Consider the following 23835-nt stretch of genomic DNA (forward strand, 5'->3'; position numbering starts at 1 on the left):
GTCAATAAGCATATAATCTTAGTTACTCTTAGGAGAGTGGGATGAATTTTGATCATATTCGTGACGCCGAGGCGTTGAGTGCTGTTTCACTACGCACCCGCAGAGAGTTTTTACGCAACACTTCGGCCATTGGAGTGGGCCTCGGCTTTGCTTCAGTTGCACAACCAAGCTTTGCTCAGGTGATACAAACCGATTTCACGGGTATCAAAGCAGGTGAAGAAACAATTAAAGACGGCGACACTGAGCTTTTTGCCTATGTAGCCAGACCAACAGGCAATACTGAGAAATTGCCTATCGTCATCATTGCAAGTGAAATTTTTGGCGTTCACGAGCATATTGCAGATGTGGCAAGACGTTTCGCGAAGCTGGGTTACCTTGCAATTGCACCCGAGTTCTTTACGCGAGCGGGCGACCCCACTGCACTGGGCACCATGGCAGAAATCATGTCTCAAATTATTTCAAAAACACCAGATAAACAAGTCATGGGCGATATTGAAATAGCGCTCAAGTGGGCGGGTCAGCACGGCGGCAACTTGGATCGAGTGGGTATCACAGGATTCTGTTGGGGTGGACGCATCACATGGCTTGCGTGTGCAAATCTTCCACAAATCCGTGCGGGCGTTGCGTGGTATGGACGCCTAGTGGGTGAAAAAAGTGAAAACTTTCCAGCCCATCCCGTTGATTTAGCCTTACAAATGAAGTCTCCCGTCTTAGGCTTATACGGTGGAAAGGATACGGGGATCAGTTTGGAAACAGTAGAGCAAATGAAAGTCGCTTTGGCTGCAGCAACAGGTAACAAAGCCGCTGCAGCAAGCAAATTTGAAGTTTACCCAGATGCACCGCACGCCTTTCACGCAGACTACCGCACGACGTACCAACCCGGACCGGCAAAGGATGGGTGGGGGAAATGTATAGAATGGTTAAAACTAAATGGTATTTAGAAAAATCAAATAACGATGTTAAAACGTTAAAAATAAAATTTCAGGAGTCAAACAATGCGAAAAAAACTTTCATATTCCCTTTTTCTGACTGGCTTGATGGGGATTGCCACAAGTGGGGTCACATACGCTCAGGACATTCAAGCCCAGCGTTTATATAACCAGAGTCTTGCTGCGACCTGTGCGAATTGTCATGGAACAAATGGCGTGAGCGTGCCTGGCGTCACAGTGCCAATGATTAATCAACTGACTGAATCAGTCATGTATGAGCGTTTAATGGAATACAAGTCTGGCAAACGGACAGGCACCATCATGCACCAACTCGCTAAAGGCTATACCGACGAACAACTGAAAACAATTGCTAGCGTTCTTGGCAAGAAAAACTAAAGGGGCAATATTATGAATCGTCGTCATTTTCTTGGACAAAGCGCTGCAGTCGCTGGCTTGGCATTTGGGATAAATGGTCAAGCTCGCGCCAGCTCACTGAAGTCAGCACAGATCGTCGTTGTGGGCGCAGGTTATGGTGGAGCGACCGCCGCTAAATATTTGCGCATGTTTTCAAACAATACGGCTCAGGTCACGCTAATCGAACCAAATCCTGAGTTTATTTCATGCCCACTCTCTAATCTGGTTGTGGGCGGCTCGCAAAAACTCAGTGCACTTTCAGTTCCATACTCAGGCCTTGAAAAAAATCATGGCGTGAAAATGGTGAAAGATATGGTCGCGAGTATCGATCGTGAAAAGAAAACGGTCCAGTTGGCATCTGGTCAAACCATTAAGTATGACAAGCTCGTGTTGTCTCCAGGTATCGGCCTGATGATGGATCGTGTGGAGGGTCTCGAGGCGGCAAACAAAGCGGGTGTGACGCTCCAGGCATGGAAAGCGGGCGCCGAGACGACAGCCCTGCACAAGCAGATTGCAGAGATGCGTGATGGTGGTGTGTATGCCTTGAGTATCCCACTGGCGCCTTATCGCTGCCCTCCAGGACCTTACGAGCGCGTATGCCAGGTCGCAAGCTACCTGCAAAAAAACAAGCCTAAATCAAAGGTTTTAGTGTTTGATGCAAACCAGGATGTGACATCTAAGGGTAAGTTGTTCAAGGAAGCCTGGGCAAAGCTTTACCCCGGTATCATTCAATATATGCCTGAGCACAATGTGACGGCTGTTGATGCTAAGACGCGCACGATCAAGTTTGAAGTACAAGAAGAAGTCAAGGCAGATGTATTGAATATCTTGCCACCCATGCGTGCGGGCGATCTGATTGTCAAAGCGGGCCTGGCTGACGCTAACGCAAGATGGTCGAATGTGAACTTCTTGAATTTCGAATCAGTGGCTGCAAAAGATATTCATATTATTGGCGACTCGATACAGGTTGCGCCTGCAATGCCCAAGTCTGGTCATATGGCGAATCAACATGCGAAGGTCACTGCGGCAGCGATCGTTGCTGAGTTGAGTGGGTTTGCCGTTAATCCACAGCCGGTGTTGACGAATACTTGTTATAGCTTTGTGAATGCAACGGACGTGGTTCACGTCGCCAGTGTGCATCAATACGTGCCAGCAGAAAAGACCTTTAAGACAGTTGCGGGCTCAGGCGGTTTGTCGCCAGAACCTACAGCGCTTGAAGGAACATATGCATGGGGTTGGGCCAAAAATATCTGGGCGGATAGTTTGGTTTAAAACAGATGCTATAAAACTGCAGCGCACAATAAAAAAGCTGTCAGGCGAAAACCTGATAGCTTTTTTAATCTATAGTGCCCGAAGAGTGGCTATTACGCTGGTTCTAGCCAACTAGCCAACAGCGCAGCCTATTATCATTTTGTTTTCGTAAACACAGATCCAAAACGTTCAACCCTATAGGGCTGATGCATCAACGCAGGGCAGAAGCACGTAACGATGGGTGCAAGACGTTTGTAGAGATCGCTGTTGCCGTTTTCAACAGCAAGCGCTAGTAGACGGGCAATGGTTTCTTGTGAATGGTTTCGTAAAGACTTAGGTTGCATATTGACGACCTCACGATTGCGTACGACCCACTTGCCGTCGATCATCACGCTATGCACGGCATTGCCATCTTCGCTTTGCACCAGCTGGACCAGTACGTCATTCGTTGGAATCCAGTTGATGTGCGACAGATCGATCATGACGAGATCGGCTTTAAATCCGACCGCGATACGTCCGATATCTGACATGCCCGCTGCGCGCGCACCGCCTTCTGTGGCGGCGTAAAAAATTTCTTGAGCAGAGATCCATTCAGATATTTCTGGTGTGCGCACATGCGACACGCGTGCCGCCATACGCATACTTTCGTACATGTTGAGGTTATCAGAGCAGTTTGCGCCATCGGTGCCGATTGCGACATTCACACCGTGGTTGAGCATGCCCCGCATATCCGCGAGACCGCTTCCCAAAATTGTATTGCTGCCGGGATTGTGGCACACGCTTGCGCCAGCGCGCCCCAGCCTTGCCATATCGTCGTCATCTAACCAAACACCATGCGAGGCAACAAAGTTAGGTCCCAGAAGGCCTAGGTCGTCAATGTGTGCCGTCAAGGTTTTTCCGTAGCGAGTTAGGCCGGCTAACGCTTGTACTTTACTTTCTTGTAGGTGGCATTGCATGCCTACGCCAAAGTCATCGGCTTGTTTTTTGCAAGCAATGAGAAAATCGTCTGAACAGTGCAGAGGGATAGTGGGTGCAAGCGCTAATTTTATTTTGTCAGATGGGTAGCTCCACTCTTTGAGAATGGTGCTCATCGCTGCGAGAGAGCGTTCAAACGGAAGAGGTCGTCTCAGACTTAAGGCCTGTTGAATTTCTTTAGGCATCGCCTCAAGCAACCCGGGCGTGGCATCAAAGAAGTTGATGTCTGAAACCATGGGGGCGATCACTGCGCGCATGCCAATGTCTGAGTAGGCTTTGGCCACGGCGCCGATACCTTCGGGTGAAGGAAGTGGTGCCTGAAGACACATGTCATAGACGGTCGTGCAGCCCTTTCCTACAAGTTCGATTGCCCCGATCGCCGCAGAGGCATACAGATCCTCTGACGACATAGCGCCATAGATACCCATACCAGCGGCGAGTAATATCTCAAGGGACCATCTGTCTGCCATTCCCTTGGTTAAGGTCGTGTGCGCGTGCATGTGACCATTGACCAGACCGGGGTGGATCAGCATATCTGTTGCATCCATGACTTGCGCGTCTGCTACCTCCGTACCCGGTGGTAACAGGCTTACGAATCGACCGTCTTTGATTAATAGGCTGCAGTATTGTGGTTTGCTGGAAGAATCCGTGAGAACGAGTCCGTTCTCGATAAGCATTGCACTCATGTGAATTACTCTCCTGCCATTGGATTGGGGTTCGCCCAAGGAAAAAATACTTTTTCAATTAACGCGATGAGTCCGAAGAACCCCATACCCATGAAAGCGAGAATAATGACAGCACCCCAGGCTGCGGGTGTTTGAAAAAATGCCATTGAGGTAGTGATGAGATAGCCTAGTCCTTGATTGGCTGCGACAAACTCGGCGACGACGGCACCGACCACTGATAGAGCACTCGCGACTTTGAGGCCACTAAAGATAAACGGAATCGCGAAAGGCAATCGAATTCTGATGAGTTCTTTTAATTTTGAAGCGCGATAAGATCGTCCGAGTTCAATGAGTTCTGGCGGTGCGGCGAGCAGGCCTGCGGCAGTCGATACGACTAAGGGGAAAAATGCAACTAGGAAACTAACAAGCACTCTTGGCAAGGCATTGGTGCCAAGCATAATGATCAAAATCGGCGCTAATGCCACTTTTGGAATAGATTGCGTCAGAATTAAAAGGGGGTAAATGACGCGCGAAATAGCGGGTGAGGCGGTGATGGCAATCGCCAGCGGTAAGCTGACAAGCACAGATAACGAAAACCCCAGTAAGACCGTGGTGAGTGTGGCGCCAATGTGCCCAAGTAGGCTTGCCATACCTAACTCTGCAAGGCCGCGCCATATTGCCGAGGGTGCCGGTAAGATGTACCCAGGGATGGACAGGGCATAGACGGCCAACTCCCAGAGTAAAAACAAACCGGCAATAGATATCAGCGGTTGAATGATGATTGTGAGGTTTTTAACTAAGGCCATCGGGAGTGGTTTAGTCATGCGCAGACCCACTTGAAAGTTTGTCGGCATAGATCAATTGCCTGATTTGACGCATGGCCTCCTGCGCGACTGCGCTGGCAAGATCATCGAAGCTACGAGGACGTGGCAAGTTAATTGAAATAATTTGTGAGATTCTGCCGGGTCTCGGAGACATCACCACGACACGGTCAGCAAGCAAGACCGCTTCAGAGATCGAATGGGTCACGAACAATACGGTTTTGGGTTGACTCGACCATATTCTTAAAAGCTCAACTGCCATTTCTTCTCGGGTTAAGGCATCCAGAGCGCCGAAGGGTTCATCCATCAAAAGTAACGAGGGCTGTTGAACAAGACCGCGGCATATAGCGGCGCGCTGCTGCATGCCACCTGAGAGTTCTCGAGGAAACTTATTTTCGAAGCCCTCTAAACCCACTAGCTTGAGCAAGGCCTTGGCTTGCTCTTCGCTTTGCGAATTCATTGTCTGCAGCATTTTAAGTGGAAACAGGACGTTATCTAAAATAGTTGCCCACGGCAGTAGCGTAGGTGCCTGAAACACCATAGCGGTATCGTTGCGAGGCTCGGTAATGTTGACTCCTCCCAGCTTAATGGTGCCTTGACTTGGGGCCAGCAAACCGCAGACCATTCTGAGCAAGGTTGATTTGCCGCACCCAGACGCACCGACAAGTGCGATGAATTCGCCGTCTTGAATCTGTAGGGAAATGCGATCGAGCGCTAAGGTTTTTGTTCCGTCTCTTGAACGAAACTCTTTGCTGACCGACTCAATGTTTAATTCCGCTAGCGACGAGGTAGCTGGCGCAATCATAAATTTAAATACACGCGGGTAAGGCGTGTTTTTTTTATGATTGCGAAAGATTCCATCGTGCTGACTTTATTTTTCTACGGCAGGTAATAAGGTCATATTAAAAACTTTTTTATAGTCAAAGGCCGGATCAAGCTGTTGAGCCTTGACGACTTCCTTCCAAGTCGATTCAAGACGTGCCTCTTCAAATTTTCCAAGCCCAATTTTTTGCGAAAATTCATTAAATATATAGCTATTCACCGCAGTTAAACTGCCGACACAATCATCCTGTTTGACCTCGGGATTTTGTTTAACGTGGAGGGAGCAGGCTTCTTCTGGATTCTCGCGCGCCCAACGAACTGATTTCCAGGCGGCTGTCAAAAAGCGTCTCACCAGGTCAGGATTGCTCTTGATGGTGTTTTCATTGGAGAACAGTACGGAAGAATAGATTGTGAAGCCTGTTTCAACAAAGGGAAGCGCAACAATTTTCTGACCCTGCGCGACGGCGGCTTTATTGACGTAGTAGTAATGAATGGCGAAAAATGGTGCTGCGTCGAGTTTTTTCGAAATTAACAGGGTCGCCATTGAGGCACCATCTACGTTTACCCATTGAACCTTAGACTCGTCGATCCCAACGCGTTTGGCAACTTCAGGGAAATAAAGCTTATGGCTGTTACCTGGGGTAATGCCGATTCGTTTGCCGGTTAAGTCTTTTAAGCTCTTGATGTTTGAACTTTCGAGCACAAACATCGAGTGCGGAGAAAATACATACATTGAACTGAGAATCTTGACTGGCATGCCGCCTTTGGCGGAGCCTGCTAAGGTGGCTGAGATGTCTGCAATGCCGAAAGGTGCTGCACCTGCGGCCACTTTTGCCACGGTATCTCCGCCGCCGTAGCCCCGACTAATTGTCAAGTCGATTTGTTGTTCTTTAAAAAAGCCTTTAGCCACGCCGCCATAATAAGCCGCGAACTCGCCGCTCGGTAGGAAGTCTAGTAAGAATTGCACTTTGTCTTGGGCTAAGGTGCTTAAGGAGGTGGCGGCGAGCGTCAGTCCAAGGCATAAGTTTCTTAGTAAACGCAAGGGGGATGAGAGTGATGACATATGAGACTCCTAGTTAGGCGCGCGAACAGGATCGGTAGTAGAAACTATGATCTAGGTGTCCATTAAAAGCACCAAACATCGGTACATTCAAAAGTATCACACAATGATTTACCCAATTTAACAGCGTTTAGTGAATTAGCGTTGAATTTGTTTTCATTTAAGAACCACCTTAATCCTACATCTCTGTAGCGCCCTCATTCTTTTATTCCATGTTCGGCACTCCACAGTCTGTAGTACCCTCGGACAGTCGAGCAATATCTCTGCACTCAGATAACGCTTCCCATACCTCACCCTCGGTAGGAGCTCAGCACATGAAAACACCCCCACAACCACCCCCCTGCCCCCCAAAGCCCCTTGTATCCCCCTCTAATTCCCCAGCTGCATTGACAGCAGCCACTCACCACTTAGGCAAATCGAAGTTACCCTACATCTCCCCCTTTGTAGTCCAGTTAAATACCGCCCCATGCACCAGCGGTCGCAAGAGCGCAGTCTTCCCAGGCGAGGGCATGACGCACAACAGCAAAAATTATAGTGCCTCATAGATCCAAAAAACCCCATCCGCGCAGGTCAGAGTAAAAGATGTTTTTAATGCCAATTCCATCTGTGAGACCTCATTGACGCCATGTATAGCGTGAGTCATTTCGTTTTTTGCTTAAACGGAAATTCGTCCCCCTAAGGTACGTCATCACACGTGCTGCATGAACCTATAACCCACGTTTGTCTTGGGTTGCTGCCGCGTTTAAGGTGACAGAGATGTAATCGCATTAGTCAGAATCAGTACCATGAAAGTCGTGAGGCAAAAAATCTAGAAGTGAAATACCTCTGAAAGCTGCACGAATAAAAGGCTATCTAATCAAGACCCACAAAAAAAGGTCTCAGGGCATTTACGCCTAGAGACCTTTTAAATTATTGGTGCCGGAGAAAGGAATCGAACCCTCGACCTTCTCATTACAAGTGATGGAATTTACTATCTAAACTATTGATTAATAACAACTAATTACATATGTAGTATAGTTTGTAGTATACACACTACAGACTATAAATTAAAGAAGTGTGGTGCTTGCATTCCAATCCACTCCTGATACCTTCCACCTTACCGAACCAAGTTTCTGAAGGTGGCAAAAATGAAGAAAATCGCAATCTACGCTCGTGTCTCAACTGACAAACAGTCGTGCGAGAATCAACTCATTGAACTTCGTGCAGTCGCAGAACGCATGGGTTACGAAATCGTCTCTGAGTATCTTGACGAAGGCATCTCGGGGGCGAAATCTCGTCAGGATCGTCCCGCACTCAACGCAATGATGAAGGCAGCAACACAACGCAAATTTGACTTGGTCATGTGTTGGTCAATCGATAGACTCGGTCGTTCATTGCAAAATCTCGTTGAAATACTGAACGAACTGCAATCACTCAAAGTTGATTTAATGTTTCTTCAACAGGGTCTGGATACAAGTTCTGCATCGGGACGAATGATGTTCTCTGTATTCGGTGCGTTAGCAGAGTTTGAACGCAATCTGATTCGTGAACGTGTGATGGCAGGTCAACAACGTGCCAAGGCAGCAGGAGTGAAACTCGGTCGTCCGTCAAAGATGAATGACGGTATGCGTAACGCAATCAAGATTCTTCGTGAGAAGGGTATGGGCATCAAACAGATTGCGAAACAACTCGGTGTGGGTATCGGGACTGTTTACTCGGTTCTTTAATTATATTGGAGAGCATTTTCCAATAGTCATCGCAGGATTATCCTCACCATCAATTCCAATTACTCCTGCGGTCACATAACCAACATTATAGATAAGTAAAAAACGTAGATTGTTTTTATTGAATCTCAAAGTCTCGATACCAGAACAGTATAGATAACCATTTCCATCAAATTCACCGCATTTAATCATTGAAATCTCCTCTCCAAGTTGTTTCCACTCCCACTTGTTATCTTTACTGGACAATACATACTTTGAGTCTTTAACATCAAAATGGGTTGGAAACCATTTTTTAGTCGTCTTGTTGAAAGCAAAACCCGTGGATGAATCAGCAATACAAATGTAAGATTGCTGGGCAAGTACGTTGAAACTGAACAAAAAAGAAATCATCAATACAAAAATTCGTTGCATACCATCACCTCTTCGGTAACCGACCGCCTGCTTTTAGGCAGTCGTCAAGTGATTTAAATGTCGTGAACTTCTTCGTCTGGTCATAGTAAGTCGTTCCGGGGGCGTGACAGATGCCCGATGATGACATTTTCACTGGCAAAGACTGTGCAAATACTGATGCACAGAAAAGACTAATTGCTACTATCGCAAGACGCATGGTAGATTTCATCTAACTACGATACCAAAATTCAAAGCAAACGTCAGATAAAAATGAATAAATCCGATATCGTCCGACAAGTCTACGAAAGACTCGACAAGAAAACTTCAATGAAAGAATTGGATTCAATCATTGATACGTTGTTAGATGTGATGTCCGAATCACTCAAAAGAGGCGAAGAGGTTCAACTGTCTGATTTCGGCACGTACTCAATTGCAAAAAATTCAATCAAACCAGTGATGACAAACGCATCACCAAAGAAAACCATCAAGACATAATGCATCGTGAGCAAAAAACGTAATTTCTCTCAAGACGGTGGTTACAAAGATTGGTTTGAATCCCAGTCTTTTCCTTTGACTGAGTCATCGTTAAAAAGAATTGAGACTCAAATACGTCAAGAAGTACGTCTGTTGAAACCGTTGTCTGTGAATCAACGTCTGCTGTACCTCAAACGAGAAGAGGTCGCCACTTGGATTGATGACAAGGTAAGACATAAGACTATTGGTCATATGCATTTTGTGAAACGAATGATATGGCGTCCGAAGGGCAAGTCCGATTTTCGACGCATTGAACCGCAACTGATAAAAGTCAACAATGAATTCGAGGTCGACTCTTACAATATTTGGGGCGAGTCGCAGAAGATTCGATTTCCTACAACCGAACCTTTAGATATTCACTGGGATACTTTATGTACGTTAGTCTCGTCGGCACCAAACGATGGAACAGTTGGCAGACGAATGTCATTTCTTGTGATTGATAGACCGACTAAACAATATCTTGGCGTCATCTGTATAAGTTCCGCAATGTATCGAATACCCGCAATCCATGACGAAATCGGTTGGGATAAAGAAAAAATAAAGAAACAACGAGGTTCAAAACTTAACTGTCTTGCAAACGGTCAAACTATTGTCCCGACGCAACCTTTTGGAAGTGCATTTCTTGGCGGCAAACTTTTATCACTACTTTGTTTATCAAAAGAAGTTGCAGATGCATGGGAAGCAGAACACGGCGATAAGTTGGTCGGCGTGCATACTACGTCTCTCTTCGGTACTGAGACGGGTACGCAGTACGATAATTTAAATCCGTACTGGAAAAACTTGAAAAAACAAACCTCAACTGAGGGTCCTATCAAACTCACGAAGAACACATACGACTCGATGCGTGAGTGGTTAAGACACCGTTATCCAGAGAAGTTTTATCAATTCTTCGTTGAGAAGAACCCTGAGACGGGAATGTTGAATACGAGAGAGAGTAAGACCGTGACTCTCAAATTTTGTTATCAAAAACTAGGTTTGCGTGCCGACGAGTACAAGTCATTTGAACCGAGAGGAGTATATTCATCTTTCCTCTATAAAAACTCGACCGAGTATCTACGTGATGAAATACCTGTTGAAGAGTTAGTGCCTGCATTCGATAACTCAATTGCGACGTTAACTGAGTTCTGGCGATACGGTTCTATGGGTGACACTACTCAACCGACCGACGAAATGATTAAGAAAGAAAAGAAACCAGAACGGATTCGAAAAAAGATACGCATGAAAGGTCTAACTAAAGGACGAATCGACAGCGTGACTGCTTCTATTCCGACAGAGATTGACTGGTATTCGAACCTTCCCCAAATGTCGTGGGATGAAATACAAACGAAATATCCTGAGAAATCCGTGCCGAGTGAAATACCGTCATCGGTTCTATGACCTGTTGATTGCGATAGTAATAAGTTGAATCGTCATCGCCTTTGACAGGTGTTATCGCACAGATATCATTCGCACTGACTCGAACATTGCAGTCTTTCGCAGGTAGTTTAGAAAATGATGATGCGAGTAGTGTGAAACTGAACTCGTCAATCACTCGAATGCTCAGGTCAAGATGTTCAATCAATAACGTTTTCTTTCTTTGCAGACGATTCTTAGCAGAGAACTTGCGATAGTCAAAGATTGCGATTCGTAGATTACCGTCATGGATATACAAACGAATGTGAGTTGCAGACAATTTTTTGATTGTCTGTTTTATCAATTTGATTTGCACTTCAGAGATTGAGAACAACGCAAGAGCATCTGCATACCCCAACAATAGAATTTTTTTCATCAGTTCATTGCACTCATTTTCTGCAATTTCTTGATTGACGTTTCTGTCGAATAACTCGGACTTGGACTTGTCTTTGAAACGTTTTATAAAGACTAGGTCATTATTCGGCAAGTCACCGAATATTGCGACATGACCATTGGAAAACAAGACATTTGACCCGATGCCTTTACAGTCTTTGATTGTTGAATTTTGCAAAGAGTTCATTTTTCGTAGAAGGTGACTTCAGAATCGATTTTTTCTAATTTCTTTCTGAAGATATTTAACGCATCGTTGACCTGCGACTGGACGACACGCTTCTTACTAATTTTAAATTTAACTGTGTATGTAATTGTGTCTTGAGTCGCCGACTTAGTCTTATTTGAAGAGGGTGCAGACTCGGCGTATTCAACCTTTAACCGATTCGCCTCTTCGACGGTCAACCCGATATGAACGTCACCTTTGTCTATGAGTTTTACTAGGGTGTCGTTTTGAATTTGAGTCAGAGGGTAAAGATGGTTGTACCCGAAAGGTAATTGTTCTCTATGTTTTTTGTCAGTCAGAATCTTATTTTGACCGATTGGCACTAATTTCTTCAGAACTGAGTCAGAAAAAGTGTTGCTGTTAACTAATTCTTCTCGAATGAAATGCCATTCTTTTTTGAGACTGTATTTGTAAAGAACCTCTGCCAAATCAAGAATTGCATTGGCAGTCTTTTGTACCGATTGTTTGATTTCTACAAGTGCGTTCGCAATGACTGCTTTAGCGTCCGCAGTAAGTGCGGGTAATGTATTCGTCTCTGCCAAGATAGTCTCCTCGGTTCTAAGTTAGAACTTTACTCTGAGTAAATATTACAGTTAGAGTACTGAAATGCAAAGAGAGAAATCGTAAATATGCCAAATCCTGCCAAAATCCCGTACAACAAGACAAATCGCAGACGAGTCATTGCATCAATCAAACGCAACTTAACATCTGACTTATTGCCGAAGAAATGGGTTGTATTGAACGGGAAGAATCCGATGTTTGGTTATTGTCATACGGCATCGGGATATCTTTACAAAATATTCGGTGCTAATCATATGCACTTGTATCGTTCAAAAGATGATAGTTGCAAACTAGTGGACGAGGAGATGTATCAATGGTGGTCAATCGATACAGACGGCAATTTGATAGATATCACAGCAAGTCAGTACTCAAAGTATCCACAGTTACTCAAGTCACTCTATCGTGTTGGCACTAAGTCTGGGATTCTCGGGTTTGCCTATAAAGAAAGAGTCAATACACTTCTGAGTCGATTGACTAAGGATCTTGGTATCTAGTAACTCACTTTAGTGATTGAGCATCAAATCTTGCGGTGTCAAATTAAAACTATTTCTCTAAAACCGAACACCGCCATTATGTCACTTGTCAATCATCAGATGAGGCAATGGTGGGTGTTCTGTCATCACTATTGCCGATAAGTTCTAAGTTAGAACTTTGCCAAAACGCACCCGCATTGTTGCCTGAACTCCTGTCACCTTTGCCTCATTAAAGCAGTGGGTAATGAGAGGATGGACACATCATCAATTGTGATGAGAGATTGTCTGATTCGTCAGAATTACAGAACATCGCAATGCTACTAAGAGAGAAATATCATGAGAAAATCTATAGAAATAAACTGCATCAGAATGATTGATATAAATCAATTAAATGCCCGAGAACTTAAGTCTTTATCAACAATCCCAGTAGGACACAGTATTTTATTTGTGACGCAATATACAGAAAAACTTGCTATACAAATCCAGACAATCCTCCTAGAGCAAGTTTTTTAATGATTCATATAGATGACTATAAAAAGTTTCAGAAATCATCACTTTTCTGAATGGTTACCGAACTGTATTTCGGTAACCATTTTTACTAGTGAGCGACTTTCAGTCCGCCACTAGACTTACCGAACCTCGGCAATAATAAAAAAAAGATGTAAATAATTTGTCAAAATTCATCAAACGAGATGAGACAAAGCATATATAGATGTATGAGCAGTAACTTGAGACAAGTCCCGAGAGATTGTAGTGAATCACGCAGAGAGTGCGGTAGGATCAGCGGACAAAATTTATCGTAATGAAGAGCACCAAAGACGAAGTAGGGGTGCTGAAAATAAAAATTATCGTTCGATGGGTGCGCTGTGAAGAAGATACAACACCCGATAGACCAGATGTAGTTCATGTTGCACTGGTTTGTTTCCGTTGGGGAGCAGATATGAGGGAAAAGATTTGGTTCTCTCAAGGAAAACGACTAACCGTCCTGCCGATAGAAATCGGTTATCTACATGAAATCGTTCTGAGTGTCCTAGACGCAGAATTTGAACTTTGCCAGATTGGCAGAGTTCGTCTGAAGATCCTGCCGCAGAGTACTTGGTTACATCCTAACCAATGATTCGCTTTGCTCATCATGTCGCTACGCTCCTGTTGCTGTAATTGATCCTTATCTCACCAGTAACCCATGAGCGAAGCGAATGGTGCGAAGCACTAGTCCAGAACTGATCCGAATCTGATCCAAAGTAGATCCAAAGTAGATCCGAATCTGATCCGATACAGATCCGATACAGATCCGAAGTAGATCCTAATCAGATTTGAATCCTTTGCTGTTCTGCAGCAGATTGGATGGGTACTAAATACAGAGTCAACACAAAGTGACCCGCCCCCAAAACCGTTTCATTAACTACCTATACGCTTTCGTTAACATTAATCATAAGAACCACCAGGAGACTTACCCCTATGACACCAAAACATCCACCACTCACTAGAGACATCCACATCCGTCTTGATGAGGAGACTGAGAAACTTATTACGCAGATTGCTCGAGAGAATAACTTGCGTGACTCTACTTTGTGCAGAGTGATATTGCAGAGAACATTGCCACAGTACACACGCAATCGTTTCTATGCTTAGTCGTTGTCTTGTTCATCAATCACACGCTGAGACCAAAGTTCTTCGTTTTCCAAGGACTCAATGCTGTCAATGATTGCCTGAAACAGTTCGTCATCAGTATCCATGTACCAACCATAACAGAGAGAAGATTCAAATGAAATTGAACCCGAGCAGTAAACATGAAAATAAGTTGTTATCACTAAGACAGTTCATTGAACACCTACGTGAACAGTATGTCTTTGCGATTGAGATTGTGAGTTCTGACAAAGATCAGATCACGATTCAGTTATTGCGTGAAGATTTATGAACAGAGAACTTGAAGTACTCAGAAAGAAATCGTTACTGACACTTGAGATTGACCCTGATACAAAACCTCAAGTCACGAATTCAGAGTTGACTAAGTTTGTGCAAGATGTAAAAAAAATCACCACCCGAAAGAGAGTGATGATTCTGGTAGTGGTCGAGGGAAGTTAATCCACGATGTTAAATAGCAATGGGTCAGGTATCATCTTCGTTACTTCACAAGTTTGGCGATTTACTACTGGTGCCATACCAACCACTAGTATTTGCTGATGATCACTCGTAATGCTTCCCGTAACAGAATAAGTAAGTATTCCGCATTTTTGCGCAAAAATGCGTGCCGTCCCTGTAACAATATCACCTGTAACCTTGCCATTCAGCAACAACGTATTCATTCGAGCGCCAGCATCCATCATTGCCTTCCTTGGTTCAATGTAGTGTATGTTCAGAACGTCGTTAATGATGGTTACTGACATTTTTGAACCGTTATGATCCCAAGGCGGAGGGGTCAACGGTAAGTCCGGATCAATTGGATTTCCAGTTTCTCGATCCATGTACCAAGACACATTTCCTTCACCTTGTACTAGTAGTCGATTTTGGGAAATCAATTTCATCCGCACTGAATAGAATTTCCCATTCTGGTAAATTTGTTGTCCTTGAAATGAATTGTTTCCCGTTGATGTTAATTCAATGATCTTGTCCCCTATATTGAATTTGGAACTATTTGTATGAGTGGCAACACCCACACCATTAGTTAAAAGATACCCATAATTTGCTATTTGACTAAACCATTTCCCATTTAACTTTGATAGTTCATCTGAAATTTGCGTGGATGAGGTCTGTGATATCGCAGTTCTGGCGGTTGTTTGCGAATCAGCAAAAATGACTTCGATAAAGTTCTTGCCATTAAAGATGAAAAATTTTCCGCTTTGACTGATAAGATTTTTTTTGATTTTGGCGCTTAAATTCATTGTCACTATTTTTGGTTCGCCACGTCCATCTTTTAGAAAATGATATTCATACTGTTGACTGAATCGTGATGCATCGGTTGTGGTCGACATAACTATTCCGATGCCAGTCGCCTCGCCCGTCTGCGACTCATCAAAGAACAAATAGTCATTGACTCCGTCATCATTGAGGTCACCTTGACTGGAATATGTAAAAAAATATGGAAAATTTTCAAGTTTTGAAATATTTGCTAATACATCCTTTGAAATCTGTGTCTCAAGAGACTTCAGATAACTATTTTTGGCACGATTTAAAATAGCACTATTGTCCGGAGATGTTGGTACAGTGGGTTCATTTACGGTGATAGGTGCAGTTCTATTTGAGTTATTAGTAGATGCTTTAATTACAGCGTATAAACAGTCCTCGATCTCTAAAGTCTCAGCAGTGACATCATCTATTACGCCTGCGAATCTTATTCTTTCGCCTTTATCTAGCGACGCTGCGGCGTTTTTATTCGTAGTGATACACAAAACCTTCCGTCGTTCAACATTGAGTTTGATTGAGAACTTTGAACCCGTTCCAAACATATCTGTTTCGATACTCTCTACCACTCCTTCTGCATTAAATTGGCGACCACGATAGGTAGTGTGAAATCTCGCTTGATTTGCATTGTAGGTAGAAAGTATTTGTTCAAGGTTTGGATTGCTGGGTATTGGACTTTGCCCAAATGCCGCAGAACTAATCGAAAGTAAAAAAAACATCAGTAGTTGTTTCATCATCATCTCGTATCTTTTCTAGACTAAACAAGTCAGTTTGAATACTACTTAAACCGACCGCTCCCAACCCTATGTCTGCCAATCTATTTCTAAAATCACGAAATCATCCTAACTCGGGAAATGTTTACGAAGTGCTTGCATTGCTGCACTCTCTGTATCTCCGTAGACTTGTACTGTGACTGAATTATGTACACGATTTGACTGACCCTTTGGAGAGTACTGAAACTTGATGTGTGTTATTAGTTTGCACACATTACTTTTAGTGCTCTACATATTTTTTCATTTCCACTGAATCCGCAAATGCTTCCACTTGTAAATTCATTCATTGTTAATCGACCATAAAACTTGCCATTTTTGTCTACAAGCACAGGTCCATTTGATGTGAACTCATTGCAGGCAGAGTAACTAGAGAAAGGATTCTTATACGGTCCAAATGGATTCCACTTGCCAAACCCATTATTCCATCCGTACTGAGACATCTCATTCCAAACGGAGTTGCCCGCCATTTCATTACACGAAAGACATCCTAGAAAATCTTTGTTGTTGTCACCACCAAATATAAGAATCTCTTGTGCGCTGGCGACGGTTGTAATGAGCATTAAAAGTGAAAGTATTATTTTTTTCATCGCTCAAATCCTCGGGTATAGATCCGTTACATGTACTTCTTTCTTGCAATACTTGCCGTCCAGTCTTCGCCTTACTCTCTGCCAAACTGTGGGATATTCAGGGTAAGTGTCAATCGTAACTGAAGTACTAGTTCGCCCAATCTCTGCGTACTCTTGAACTTCTTGTGTTTGTCCGCATCGTTTACAGGTCTTTAGGTCAGTTGGATTTAATACAATATCAACGGGTACAAAGGAACTGACTGAACCGTATTCAGGTTTGACATGAATCTGTCCACACAGTTTGCATTGATACTGAGTGTAGGAGGAGATTCGGGTCATCTTGCACAACTAAAAAATAAGTATCTCTCTCTGTATGGATTTAAAAAAATATTACGTTGAGAGGAATAATAAATCCCATTCGCCATTTTAAATTCAGTAATGGCACTTCCGTGAGTTTCAGAACAATCCCAATTTTTAGAATCAAAAATATTACAGTTTTTAAAAGTTGCGTTATGAAATATCTTTCCATTATCATAACCACGAACCATAACCGCTTTGTCTTCTTTATTAGTTAAGAAATCCATTGTTAATGATGAATCTTTAACGCAATTTTTGTCGCAAGACAAAATATCTTCTGGATTTTTACAACTGTACGATGTTAATTTTTTATTAAAAACTTGAGCATACGTATTTACATACATACTATTAAAAAAAATAAAGAAAAGTACTATAAAAAACTTCATCATTCCTTCTCCTCATAATGTCCTTTCCAAGGGATCACGTGACGAACGCCCCCTTTGGGAAATTCGACATCTCCTTTACGTCTTGGTATCAAATGAGCATGACAGTGCCAGACCGATTGACCTGCAATCTCACCACAATTCCAACCTAAGTTATACCCTTCAATCGTTGGGTCTAACGCATCCAATACTTTCTTCTGTGAATGTATCAGAGCATGAATCGCATTGAGTTCTGCTTGAGTTAGACCGAAATAGTCGATTACATGACGTTTTGGAATGAAAAGAGTGTGATGTTCAGTCACGGGAAATGCATCTCTCGTTGCGTATGCAAGAGCATTTTCTTCAACGATCCGGTTGTGTTCGGATGATTGAAACTGACAGAAGATGCAGTCTAACTCTCTATGCTCATATTGAGTCTTAAATCCACGAAAGTCTGTGTCGTCAGTATTTCGTTTAGATGCATTGCAGGTATAGCAGAGTGCTTGATAGTTTGATATGTCATCCTTGCCGCCAAGACTTTTTGGATGAATATGGTCCACCTCGAGATTCTTGTTATCAGCAGAGATGCCGCAGAGTTCGCAACGAAATGCTGCTCGCTTTAACACTTCAAATCTAACTGATCCAGAGATTGGACGATGACCTCTACGACGATGATCCCAATGTGCTCCGTCTCTCTTTTGTTCGTACTCAGAAATCTTATCGTTACAAAGTTCAATCAACTCGTTTATCTGTTCATTCGATAACTCAGACGCACCGTCAAGTTTGTATGTTGAACCTTCTTTGATGGTGATGCCACGACTGTTAGTTAGAACACGACCAACCATGTTTTTAACAACTTGTGAGTAGTATTCAATTTGACTCGGATCTTTGTTCAGAATCGCCTGCGCAATTTGAGTGACTGATGCTTGACCGTTGTTCTTCAATAATTCAATCAACATTACTGGTTGATAGACATGAGACATACTCATATCTTGGGTGATGAACTGTTTCAGATGGTTGAAGGTGGTCATTTTGTTTGGAACAGAGTCCAATCATTTCTGTACTGTTCCAACCAACCCATCGAATGATTTTCGATGAATTTGATTTCGTCTTCTGTTAGATATTGATCTGGTCGTTCAACTTTTTTTATCAATTGACTGGTGTCTATCATTAGATTACGAATCTCTGAGTCTTTATGCGGTCCACCATCTTTGTTTGGTAACTTCAACCATATTTGATGTGATATTGAAGTAACTTCAGACACTTTTTTCGATGTCATCATAAACATCTCAGATTCCATTAGATCTGATGAAAATCGGATGAAGATGTAGATGAGGTTCTTAATCGGTGATTCGTGTTTCTTGCTTAACATCCAGTTCTTCTTCGTGGACGTTTTTACTTGCACTGGAAATAACGTTGTCCCGTTCTTCGACATAACCACAATATCGAAGTCTTCCGTATTTTGTGGTGCCAGTCCTGCAATCATGTTCTTTCGTAAAAGATAGGAGATTGCGAGATGTTCACCAGCATTGCCTATAATTGCTGATTGAATTTTCGAAGATTTTTCGTCTGACATGTTTTGATTGTTACTCATTCGAAATACGATCTTAAACTTTGTTCAATTTAAAACTCACTTCATATCGATAGAAATCAATTAGTGGATTTACTTTGAGTGCGTGTTTTATACGTATATCATCATCGAGAGCAACGATACATCCACGGACAGATTGATTTTCTTCTGCTACCTCGCTCATTATGTAACCCATGTAACGTTGAATTTGACCTACAACAGAATCGCTTGCTCGTCCTCGTTTGAGTTCGACCACCAACAATTCTTTGCGATCTTTGCTTACTGCAAGAATATCTATAGGACCTGTATCAGTTGGATATTGTTGTCCAAGGATTTCACCATCTTCAGAGAAAATATCGTGCGTTCGTCCTAGAGCAGTTGACGACCAATTAAGTACTAGAAAATCTTCTAGATGTTTTTCCATCGCAAAGACAGATGGATCTTCAACTGTGGTGTCGTTAGAAGTAATAATTGGGGCAGCGTTACCGTTAATTAGTTTTTCTATTTCACTTACATACTTTGTGATGTTTGATACAGTTCCAATGGATCCAGTTGATCTTTGCAACTTTTCACTCATTTCACTTCTTGATATTGTGCGATCGTTCCACTTGACTCGTCTACGATGCGGCAGAATGTCACCCGCTACAAAATAGTAATTGCTATTAATTTCGCCGTAATGGTAATCACCACTTCCATCGGGACACAATACAAGATCCCCAATTAATATTCCTTTGCAAATCGTATGCAACATACCACATGCAAGTCCTGCTGCTACTTTTGATTTGTCAGGATTTGCCTGCAAAAATGTAGGTATTAGTTTTTTATTAAAAACTCGCCAATCTTCGCCAAGATCACTTGACAGATCGGTACTAAAACCCCAACTGCCACCGATAAATCCACCGGTCAGACATTCTTTGGCATAAACACTTCTGGCACCCAACATCAAACGATAATAATTTTTATTCGCTACCGACATGGATAAACCTTTTGCTAGTGGCATGACTTGTTACAAAAATACTTGTTTCAACGAATTATTGCTGCTGACACTATGACTTACTTTACTACCAATACCGAACCGTTTTAGAACCAATCCTAGTGCGAATTTGAACATTTCCCTGTTGCATCACATGAGTTAGTCGTGCGAATACTGTGTTTACGATGACTTTTTGCGGGTGGAGGTCTTAGTGGGGGCGGGTTTTGATTTACGCATAGATTGAATCTTATCGACATTCATTTCTGCCTGTAGGGGGCGGGCGTAAAACCGTTCAATCATGTCAACGGAGGTTCTAGCGTTCCTTGCTAGTGTCAACAAATCGATATCGCCACCCTTGGTTAATCTGAACATGATTGCAGAGTGTCGTAACGAGTAAAGAGTGCGTGGTTCGCCAGTGCTTGCAGTTTTCAGTTCACAAGACTCAAGAATGGCGTCAAATTGCCGTCGCATCGTTTGAAGTGCGAAATCACGGTTTGGCAGATGCGGAAAAAAAACGAAATCGTTTTTGCTGTAGGGGCGATTATTCTTCTTTTGAAACTCGATTAAGTCTTTGTATATCTCGACTGCGACCTCCATTGAAATGATTGCAGAGTTGATTGTCTTTGATTGGTCTGTTTGTATCCTCAGATATTTTTGCGCACCGTCAACGATTTGAATATTTCGATTGCGTAGATTTTTTACATCACTTGGTCTTAGAAATGTGTTTACAACGAAGGTAATCAAAAATCTCATCTCATCTGTTACCTGATGGGCACGGATGACAGTCTTTTCTTTTATGAGAGTCTGCGTAGTTTTTCTAAGTTTGTCGTATTCCTGTTCGTTAAACCATCCTCGAGGGGAGTCTGATATTTTCACCTTTGGCATTGGGGGTAATCGGTCTATAAGATTCTCACGCAATGCTAAGTTGAATATTTTGTGAATGACATTTAGATGTACTTTAATTGATGTAGGTTTTAGACCTCGTGCAGATAACTGTGTCACAAAATCATTGAGATGCTTGTATCCAATGTCTTTAAGTGAATGGTCTTTGAAGTAAGGCAAAATGTCTTTTTCAAGTTTTTGCCTATCATTCAGATTCAACTTCGGATTGCGTTCACCTCTTGCAATCAGTTGATCCTGTTCTCGCAACAATTCTCGAGCACATCGTTCAAACGAATTACTAACGGCAAGAGGTAACTGATTTCTTTCACGCAACAGAATATCTTCATAGAATCGTTTAGCGAACTCGGTTGCAATTCGTTTGTCTTGAGTTTTTGTAGATTTTTTGAGTATGCGTTTCTGCGTGTAATAACGACACCACCAAAATGGCGACGCAGCAATTTTGAAAATGACTAGTTTGTCTGGGTACCCACGACCAATCCCTGTGATTGTTTCCCGTAGAGGAACAGTTCTGTGCATGATGGGTTTTGTTGAATTCATTGCGACTGAAAGTTTGCTGAATTACAGCAATCCTAGTAGCAATTTGTAGTATAGGTCAATCTATACTACAAAATATAAATCAAATATGCATAAGTGATTGATTTATAAGTAATTATTGGTGCCGGAGAAAGGAATCGAACCCTCGACCTTCTCATTACAAGTGAGCTGCTCTACCAACTGAGCTACTCCGGCAAGCGGGCTTTAGACCCAAAACTTAAACAACGGACGGAATTATAAATGATTTGTTAAAAACGTTCTTGAGTCTTCAATTATTTGACGATAGAAAGTTTTGGGCGTGTCTTATCAGTAGGTGATTGAGTATCCGGCTCGGGCAAAAGATCTGCGCCTGACACAGCTTGCGAATCAATGTTCGTGGTGGATTCAGAAGGCTTCGTAGGCTCGACTTCAAACCCCATGCCAGCCCCAGTTTCACGAGCAAAGATCGCGCTGACTACCGCGATCGGTACATATAAATTCTCGGTCACGCCATTGAAGCGTGCTTGAAACTCAATGGCTTCGTTACCAATGACAAGTCGATTCGTGGCCAACGCGCCAATATTGAGCGTGATTTGACCATCCCGAACATGAGCGAGTGGCACCAGAGTGTTGGCATCAACCTGCACAACAATCTGGGGGGTGTAGCCATTGTCCGTACACCATTCGTGCAAAGCACGAAGCATGTACGGTTTCGTCGAGGTTTCAGCCATACGTGAGGCGCTTAACGGCGCATGACCTTTTCTGAAGGGGTCAATGCTTCGATATAAGCAGGGCGTGAAAAAATGCGCTCGCCGTATTTTTGGATAGGTGCTGCCGTTTTGGGTAGCTCGATACCGTAGTGGTCAAGACGCCAAAGGAGGGGGGCCATCGCGACATCGAGCATAGAAAACTCTTCGCCTAGCATGTACTTATTTTTGAGCAGTAACGGCGCAAGTTGGGACAAACGGTCACGTACAGCAGCTCTTGAAATGTTTAGACGCTTTTCGTCACCGCGGATGGCACGGTCTTCGAGGGCTGCGACGTGAATAAACAGCTCTTTTTCGAAGTTATACAAAAACAGACGCGTGCGCGCACGCATCACAGGATCAGCTGGCATCAACTGGGGATGAGGAAAACGCTCATCAATATATTCGTTGATGATGTTGGACTCATACAAAATCAAATCGCGTTCAACCAAGATAGGAACTTGGCCGTAGGGATTCATGACAGAGATATCTTCGGGCTTGTTGAACAAGTCGATGTCACGGATTTCAAAATCCATGCCCTTTTCGAACAACACAAAGCGGCAGCGATGTGAGAAAGGGCAGGTGGTGCCGGAGTAAAGGACCATCATGATGGATTTCCGTCCTAAAAATTAATACAGATAATAAAAGCAAAAAGCCAACGTCTACGTCGAGCAGACGCTGGCCCCAATAAAACCAATTACTTGACGTGCTTCCAAAACGAAGCGTTCAGGCGCCAGGCAATAACAAAAAAGACTCCGAGGAACAACAATACCCAAACTCCGATCTGTTTACGTTTTTGTTGAATAGGCTCGGACATCCAAGTCATAAAGCCTGTTAGGTCAGCCATATCGCGGTCGTAAGCGGCAGCGCGTTGTGGGTCAAGGGGCTTGAATTTATGCTCAACCTTAGGCTTCCCCGTATAGTTTGCAAGGGTCTCAACTTTGTTGGTCACGTAGCCGGCCGAGTCATAGGTCGTTTCGATCCGCTCCCAACCAGCAGGCTTGCTTGCTTGAGCAACAGTTTTATGGGTAGTAATGACGGACATTTCGCGAGGACCCTGACGCTCCCACAGAACATGTGGCATACCAGCGCTTGGAAAGGCGAGGTTGTCCCAGCCAGTGATTTTGCTCGTATCGCGATAGAACGTACGCATGTACGTGTAGATATAGTCTGAGCCGGTAGGACCTGCGTTGATGGATTTGGCGCGTGCCATCAAGGATAGATCTGGAGGGGCAGCACCAAACCAGACTTTACCGTCCTTGACAGAGACGGAACCCATCATCAGGTCGCCGACTTTTTCACCCGTGAACAGCAAGCTTTCACGGATTTGTTGGTCGGTCAGGCCGATGTCCTTGAGTTTGTTGTAGCGCATAGCGGAGGCGCTATGACAGCTCAGGCAGTAATTCACAAACAACTTCGCACCATTTTGGAGAGAAGCAAGGTCGTTGATGCGATCGGGTGCGCGCTCAAGCGGAAAGTTTCCGCCTGCAGCGTTAGCGCCGGTGCATGTGATCATTAGGGCAAGAGCACAAAGCAGCTTCTTGATCATGGTCATTCCGTAAATA

The 23835-nt window shown here is 43.5% G+C and carries 23 protein-coding genes and 1 tRNA gene; 7 read left to right on the forward strand and 17 right to left on the reverse strand.

What is annotated here, in order from left to right:
- The first annotated feature begins 41 nt into the window (after positions 1 to 41).
- From AC8GE9_RS12215 to AC8GE9_RS12225, 3 genes are read left to right on the forward strand one after another with little or no spacing between them, the layout of a single operon-like run.
- Positions 42 to 941, forward strand: coding sequence for a dienelactone hydrolase family protein (locus AC8GE9_RS12215; RefSeq protein WP_506677420.1), 900 nt, complete (start codon positions 42 to 44; stop codon positions 939 to 941).
- Positions 942 to 995: 54 nt separating this feature from the next.
- Positions 996 to 1325 (forward strand): c-type cytochrome, encoded by a 330-nt coding sequence (locus tag AC8GE9_RS12220; protein ID WP_506677421.1) that lies wholly within the window; start codon positions 996 to 998, stop codon positions 1323 to 1325.
- 12 nt (positions 1326 to 1337) lie between these two features.
- The gene (locus AC8GE9_RS12225) at positions 1338 to 2615 is read left to right on the forward strand and encodes an FCSD flavin-binding domain-containing protein (protein ID WP_506677422.1); all 1278 of its coding nucleotides are present in this window, start codon (positions 1338 to 1340) and stop codon (positions 2613 to 2615) included.
- 134 nt (positions 2616 to 2749) lie between these two features.
- Here the strand turns inward: AC8GE9_RS12225 and AC8GE9_RS12230 are convergent, their stop codons facing one another.
- The 4 genes from AC8GE9_RS12230 to AC8GE9_RS12245 form a co-directional block, all read right to left on the reverse strand.
- On the reverse strand, positions 2750 to 4255 hold the full coding sequence (locus tag AC8GE9_RS12230; protein ID WP_506677423.1) for an amidohydrolase family protein: 1506 nt from the start codon (positions 4253 to 4255) through the stop codon (positions 2750 to 2752).
- 5 nt (positions 4256 to 4260) lie between these two features.
- Positions 4261 to 5058 carry an ABC transporter permease gene (locus tag AC8GE9_RS12235; protein ID WP_506677424.1) on the reverse strand — a complete coding sequence of 266 codons (798 nt, stop codon included), beginning with the start codon at positions 5056 to 5058 and terminating at the stop codon, positions 4261 to 4263.
- Positions 5051 to 5860: an ABC transporter ATP-binding protein gene (locus AC8GE9_RS12240; protein WP_506677425.1), complete on the reverse strand. Its 810-nt coding sequence runs from the start codon at positions 5858 to 5860 to the stop codon at positions 5051 to 5053. The genes AC8GE9_RS12235 and AC8GE9_RS12240 overlap by 8 nt, the downstream gene beginning before the upstream one ends.
- A gap of 66 nt (positions 5861 to 5926) precedes the next feature.
- A complete protein-coding gene (locus tag AC8GE9_RS12245) occupies positions 5927 to 6940 on the reverse strand; it encodes an ABC transporter substrate-binding protein (RefSeq protein ID WP_506677426.1) in 1014 nt (337 codons plus the stop codon).
- 1124 nt (positions 6941 to 8064) lie between these two features.
- On the opposite strand from AC8GE9_RS12245, the gene AC8GE9_RS12250 reads away from it, so the two are divergent.
- Positions 8065 to 8643, forward strand: coding sequence for a recombinase family protein (locus AC8GE9_RS12250; protein ID WP_506677427.1), 579 nt, complete (start codon positions 8065 to 8067; stop codon positions 8641 to 8643).
- On the opposite strand, the gene AC8GE9_RS12255 is transcribed toward AC8GE9_RS12250, so the two are convergent.
- A complete protein-coding gene (locus AC8GE9_RS12255; RefSeq protein ID WP_506677428.1) occupies positions 8644 to 9051 on the reverse strand; it encodes a hypothetical protein in 408 nt (135 codons plus the stop codon).
- A 249-nt stretch (positions 9052 to 9300) separates the two neighbouring features.
- Between AC8GE9_RS12255 and AC8GE9_RS12260 the strand changes: the two genes are divergently transcribed.
- Both AC8GE9_RS12260 and AC8GE9_RS12265 read left to right on the forward strand, forming a co-directional pair.
- Positions 9301 to 9525, forward strand: a complete 225-nt coding sequence (locus tag AC8GE9_RS12260; RefSeq protein WP_506677429.1) for an HU family DNA-binding protein — start codon at positions 9301 to 9303, stop codon at positions 9523 to 9525.
- Positions 9526 to 9531: 6 nt separating this feature from the next.
- The gene (locus AC8GE9_RS12265; RefSeq protein WP_506677430.1) at positions 9532 to 10941 is read left to right on the forward strand and encodes a Druantia anti-phage system protein DruA; all 1410 of its coding nucleotides are present in this window, start codon (positions 9532 to 9534) and stop codon (positions 10939 to 10941) included.
- Between the two features lie 591 nt (positions 10942 to 11532).
- Here the strand turns inward: AC8GE9_RS12265 and AC8GE9_RS12270 are convergent.
- Positions 11533 to 12114 (reverse strand): hypothetical protein, encoded by a 582-nt coding sequence (locus AC8GE9_RS12270; protein ID WP_506677431.1) that lies wholly within the window; start codon positions 12112 to 12114, stop codon positions 11533 to 11535.
- Positions 12115 to 13408: 1294 nt separating this feature from the next.
- On the opposite strand from AC8GE9_RS12270, the gene AC8GE9_RS12275 reads away from it, so the two are divergent.
- Complete coding sequence (locus AC8GE9_RS12275; protein WP_506677432.1) at positions 13409 to 13723, forward strand: hypothetical protein; 315 nt, start codon at positions 13409 to 13411, stop codon at positions 13721 to 13723.
- A gap of 964 nt (positions 13724 to 14687) precedes the next feature.
- On the opposite strand, the gene AC8GE9_RS12280 is transcribed toward AC8GE9_RS12275, so the two are convergent.
- From AC8GE9_RS12280 to AC8GE9_RS12330, 11 genes are all read right to left on the reverse strand, one after another.
- Positions 14688 to 16241: a DUF2147 domain-containing protein gene (locus tag AC8GE9_RS12280; RefSeq protein ID WP_506677433.1), complete on the reverse strand. Its 1554-nt coding sequence runs from the start codon at positions 16239 to 16241 to the stop codon at positions 14688 to 14690.
- Between the two features lie 239 nt (positions 16242 to 16480).
- Positions 16481 to 16867: a hypothetical protein gene (locus AC8GE9_RS12285; protein WP_506677434.1), complete on the reverse strand. Its 387-nt coding sequence runs from the start codon at positions 16865 to 16867 to the stop codon at positions 16481 to 16483.
- Positions 16868 to 17181: 314 nt separating this feature from the next.
- On the reverse strand, positions 17182 to 17592 hold the full coding sequence (locus tag AC8GE9_RS12290; RefSeq protein ID WP_506677435.1) for a hypothetical protein: 411 nt from the start codon (positions 17590 to 17592) through the stop codon (positions 17182 to 17184).
- The gene (locus AC8GE9_RS12295; RefSeq protein WP_506677436.1) at positions 17589 to 18596 is read right to left on the reverse strand and encodes an HIT family protein; all 1008 of its coding nucleotides are present in this window, start codon (positions 18594 to 18596) and stop codon (positions 17589 to 17591) included. The genes AC8GE9_RS12290 and AC8GE9_RS12295 overlap by 4 nt, the downstream gene beginning before the upstream one ends.
- Positions 18593 to 19159: a hypothetical protein gene (locus AC8GE9_RS12300; RefSeq protein ID WP_506677437.1), complete on the reverse strand. Its 567-nt coding sequence runs from the start codon at positions 19157 to 19159 to the stop codon at positions 18593 to 18595. Before AC8GE9_RS12300 ends, AC8GE9_RS12295 begins: the two co-directional genes overlap by 4 nt.
- 13 nt (positions 19160 to 19172) lie before the next feature.
- Positions 19173 to 20135, reverse strand: coding sequence for an endonuclease NucS domain-containing protein (locus AC8GE9_RS12305; protein ID WP_506677438.1), 963 nt, complete (start codon positions 20133 to 20135; stop codon positions 19173 to 19175).
- A gap of 153 nt (positions 20136 to 20288) precedes the next feature.
- Positions 20289 to 21548, reverse strand: a complete 1260-nt coding sequence (locus AC8GE9_RS12310; protein WP_506677439.1) for a tyrosine-type recombinase/integrase — start codon at positions 21546 to 21548, stop codon at positions 20289 to 20291.
- A gap of 116 nt (positions 21549 to 21664) precedes the next feature.
- A tRNA-Thr gene (locus tag AC8GE9_RS12315) sits at positions 21665 to 21740 on the reverse strand.
- A 77-nt stretch (positions 21741 to 21817) separates the two neighbouring features.
- Positions 21818 to 22255 carry a ClpXP protease specificity-enhancing factor gene (locus AC8GE9_RS12320; RefSeq protein WP_506677440.1) on the reverse strand — a complete coding sequence of 146 codons (438 nt, stop codon included), beginning with the start codon at positions 22253 to 22255 and terminating at the stop codon, positions 21818 to 21820.
- An 11-nt stretch (positions 22256 to 22266) separates the two neighbouring features.
- Positions 22267 to 22878 (reverse strand): glutathione S-transferase N-terminal domain-containing protein, encoded by a 612-nt coding sequence (locus tag AC8GE9_RS12325; RefSeq protein WP_028817551.1) that lies wholly within the window; start codon positions 22876 to 22878, stop codon positions 22267 to 22269.
- An 89-nt stretch (positions 22879 to 22967) separates the two neighbouring features.
- Complete coding sequence (locus AC8GE9_RS12330) at positions 22968 to 23825, reverse strand: cytochrome c1 (RefSeq protein WP_506677805.1); 858 nt, start codon at positions 23823 to 23825, stop codon at positions 22968 to 22970.
- Positions 23826 to 23835 lie beyond the last annotated feature (10 nt).

Source organism: Zwartia lucis, assembly GCF_965234455.1.
GTDB classification, from domain to species: Bacteria; Pseudomonadota; Gammaproteobacteria; order Burkholderiales; family Burkholderiaceae_B; genus Zwartia; species Zwartia lucis.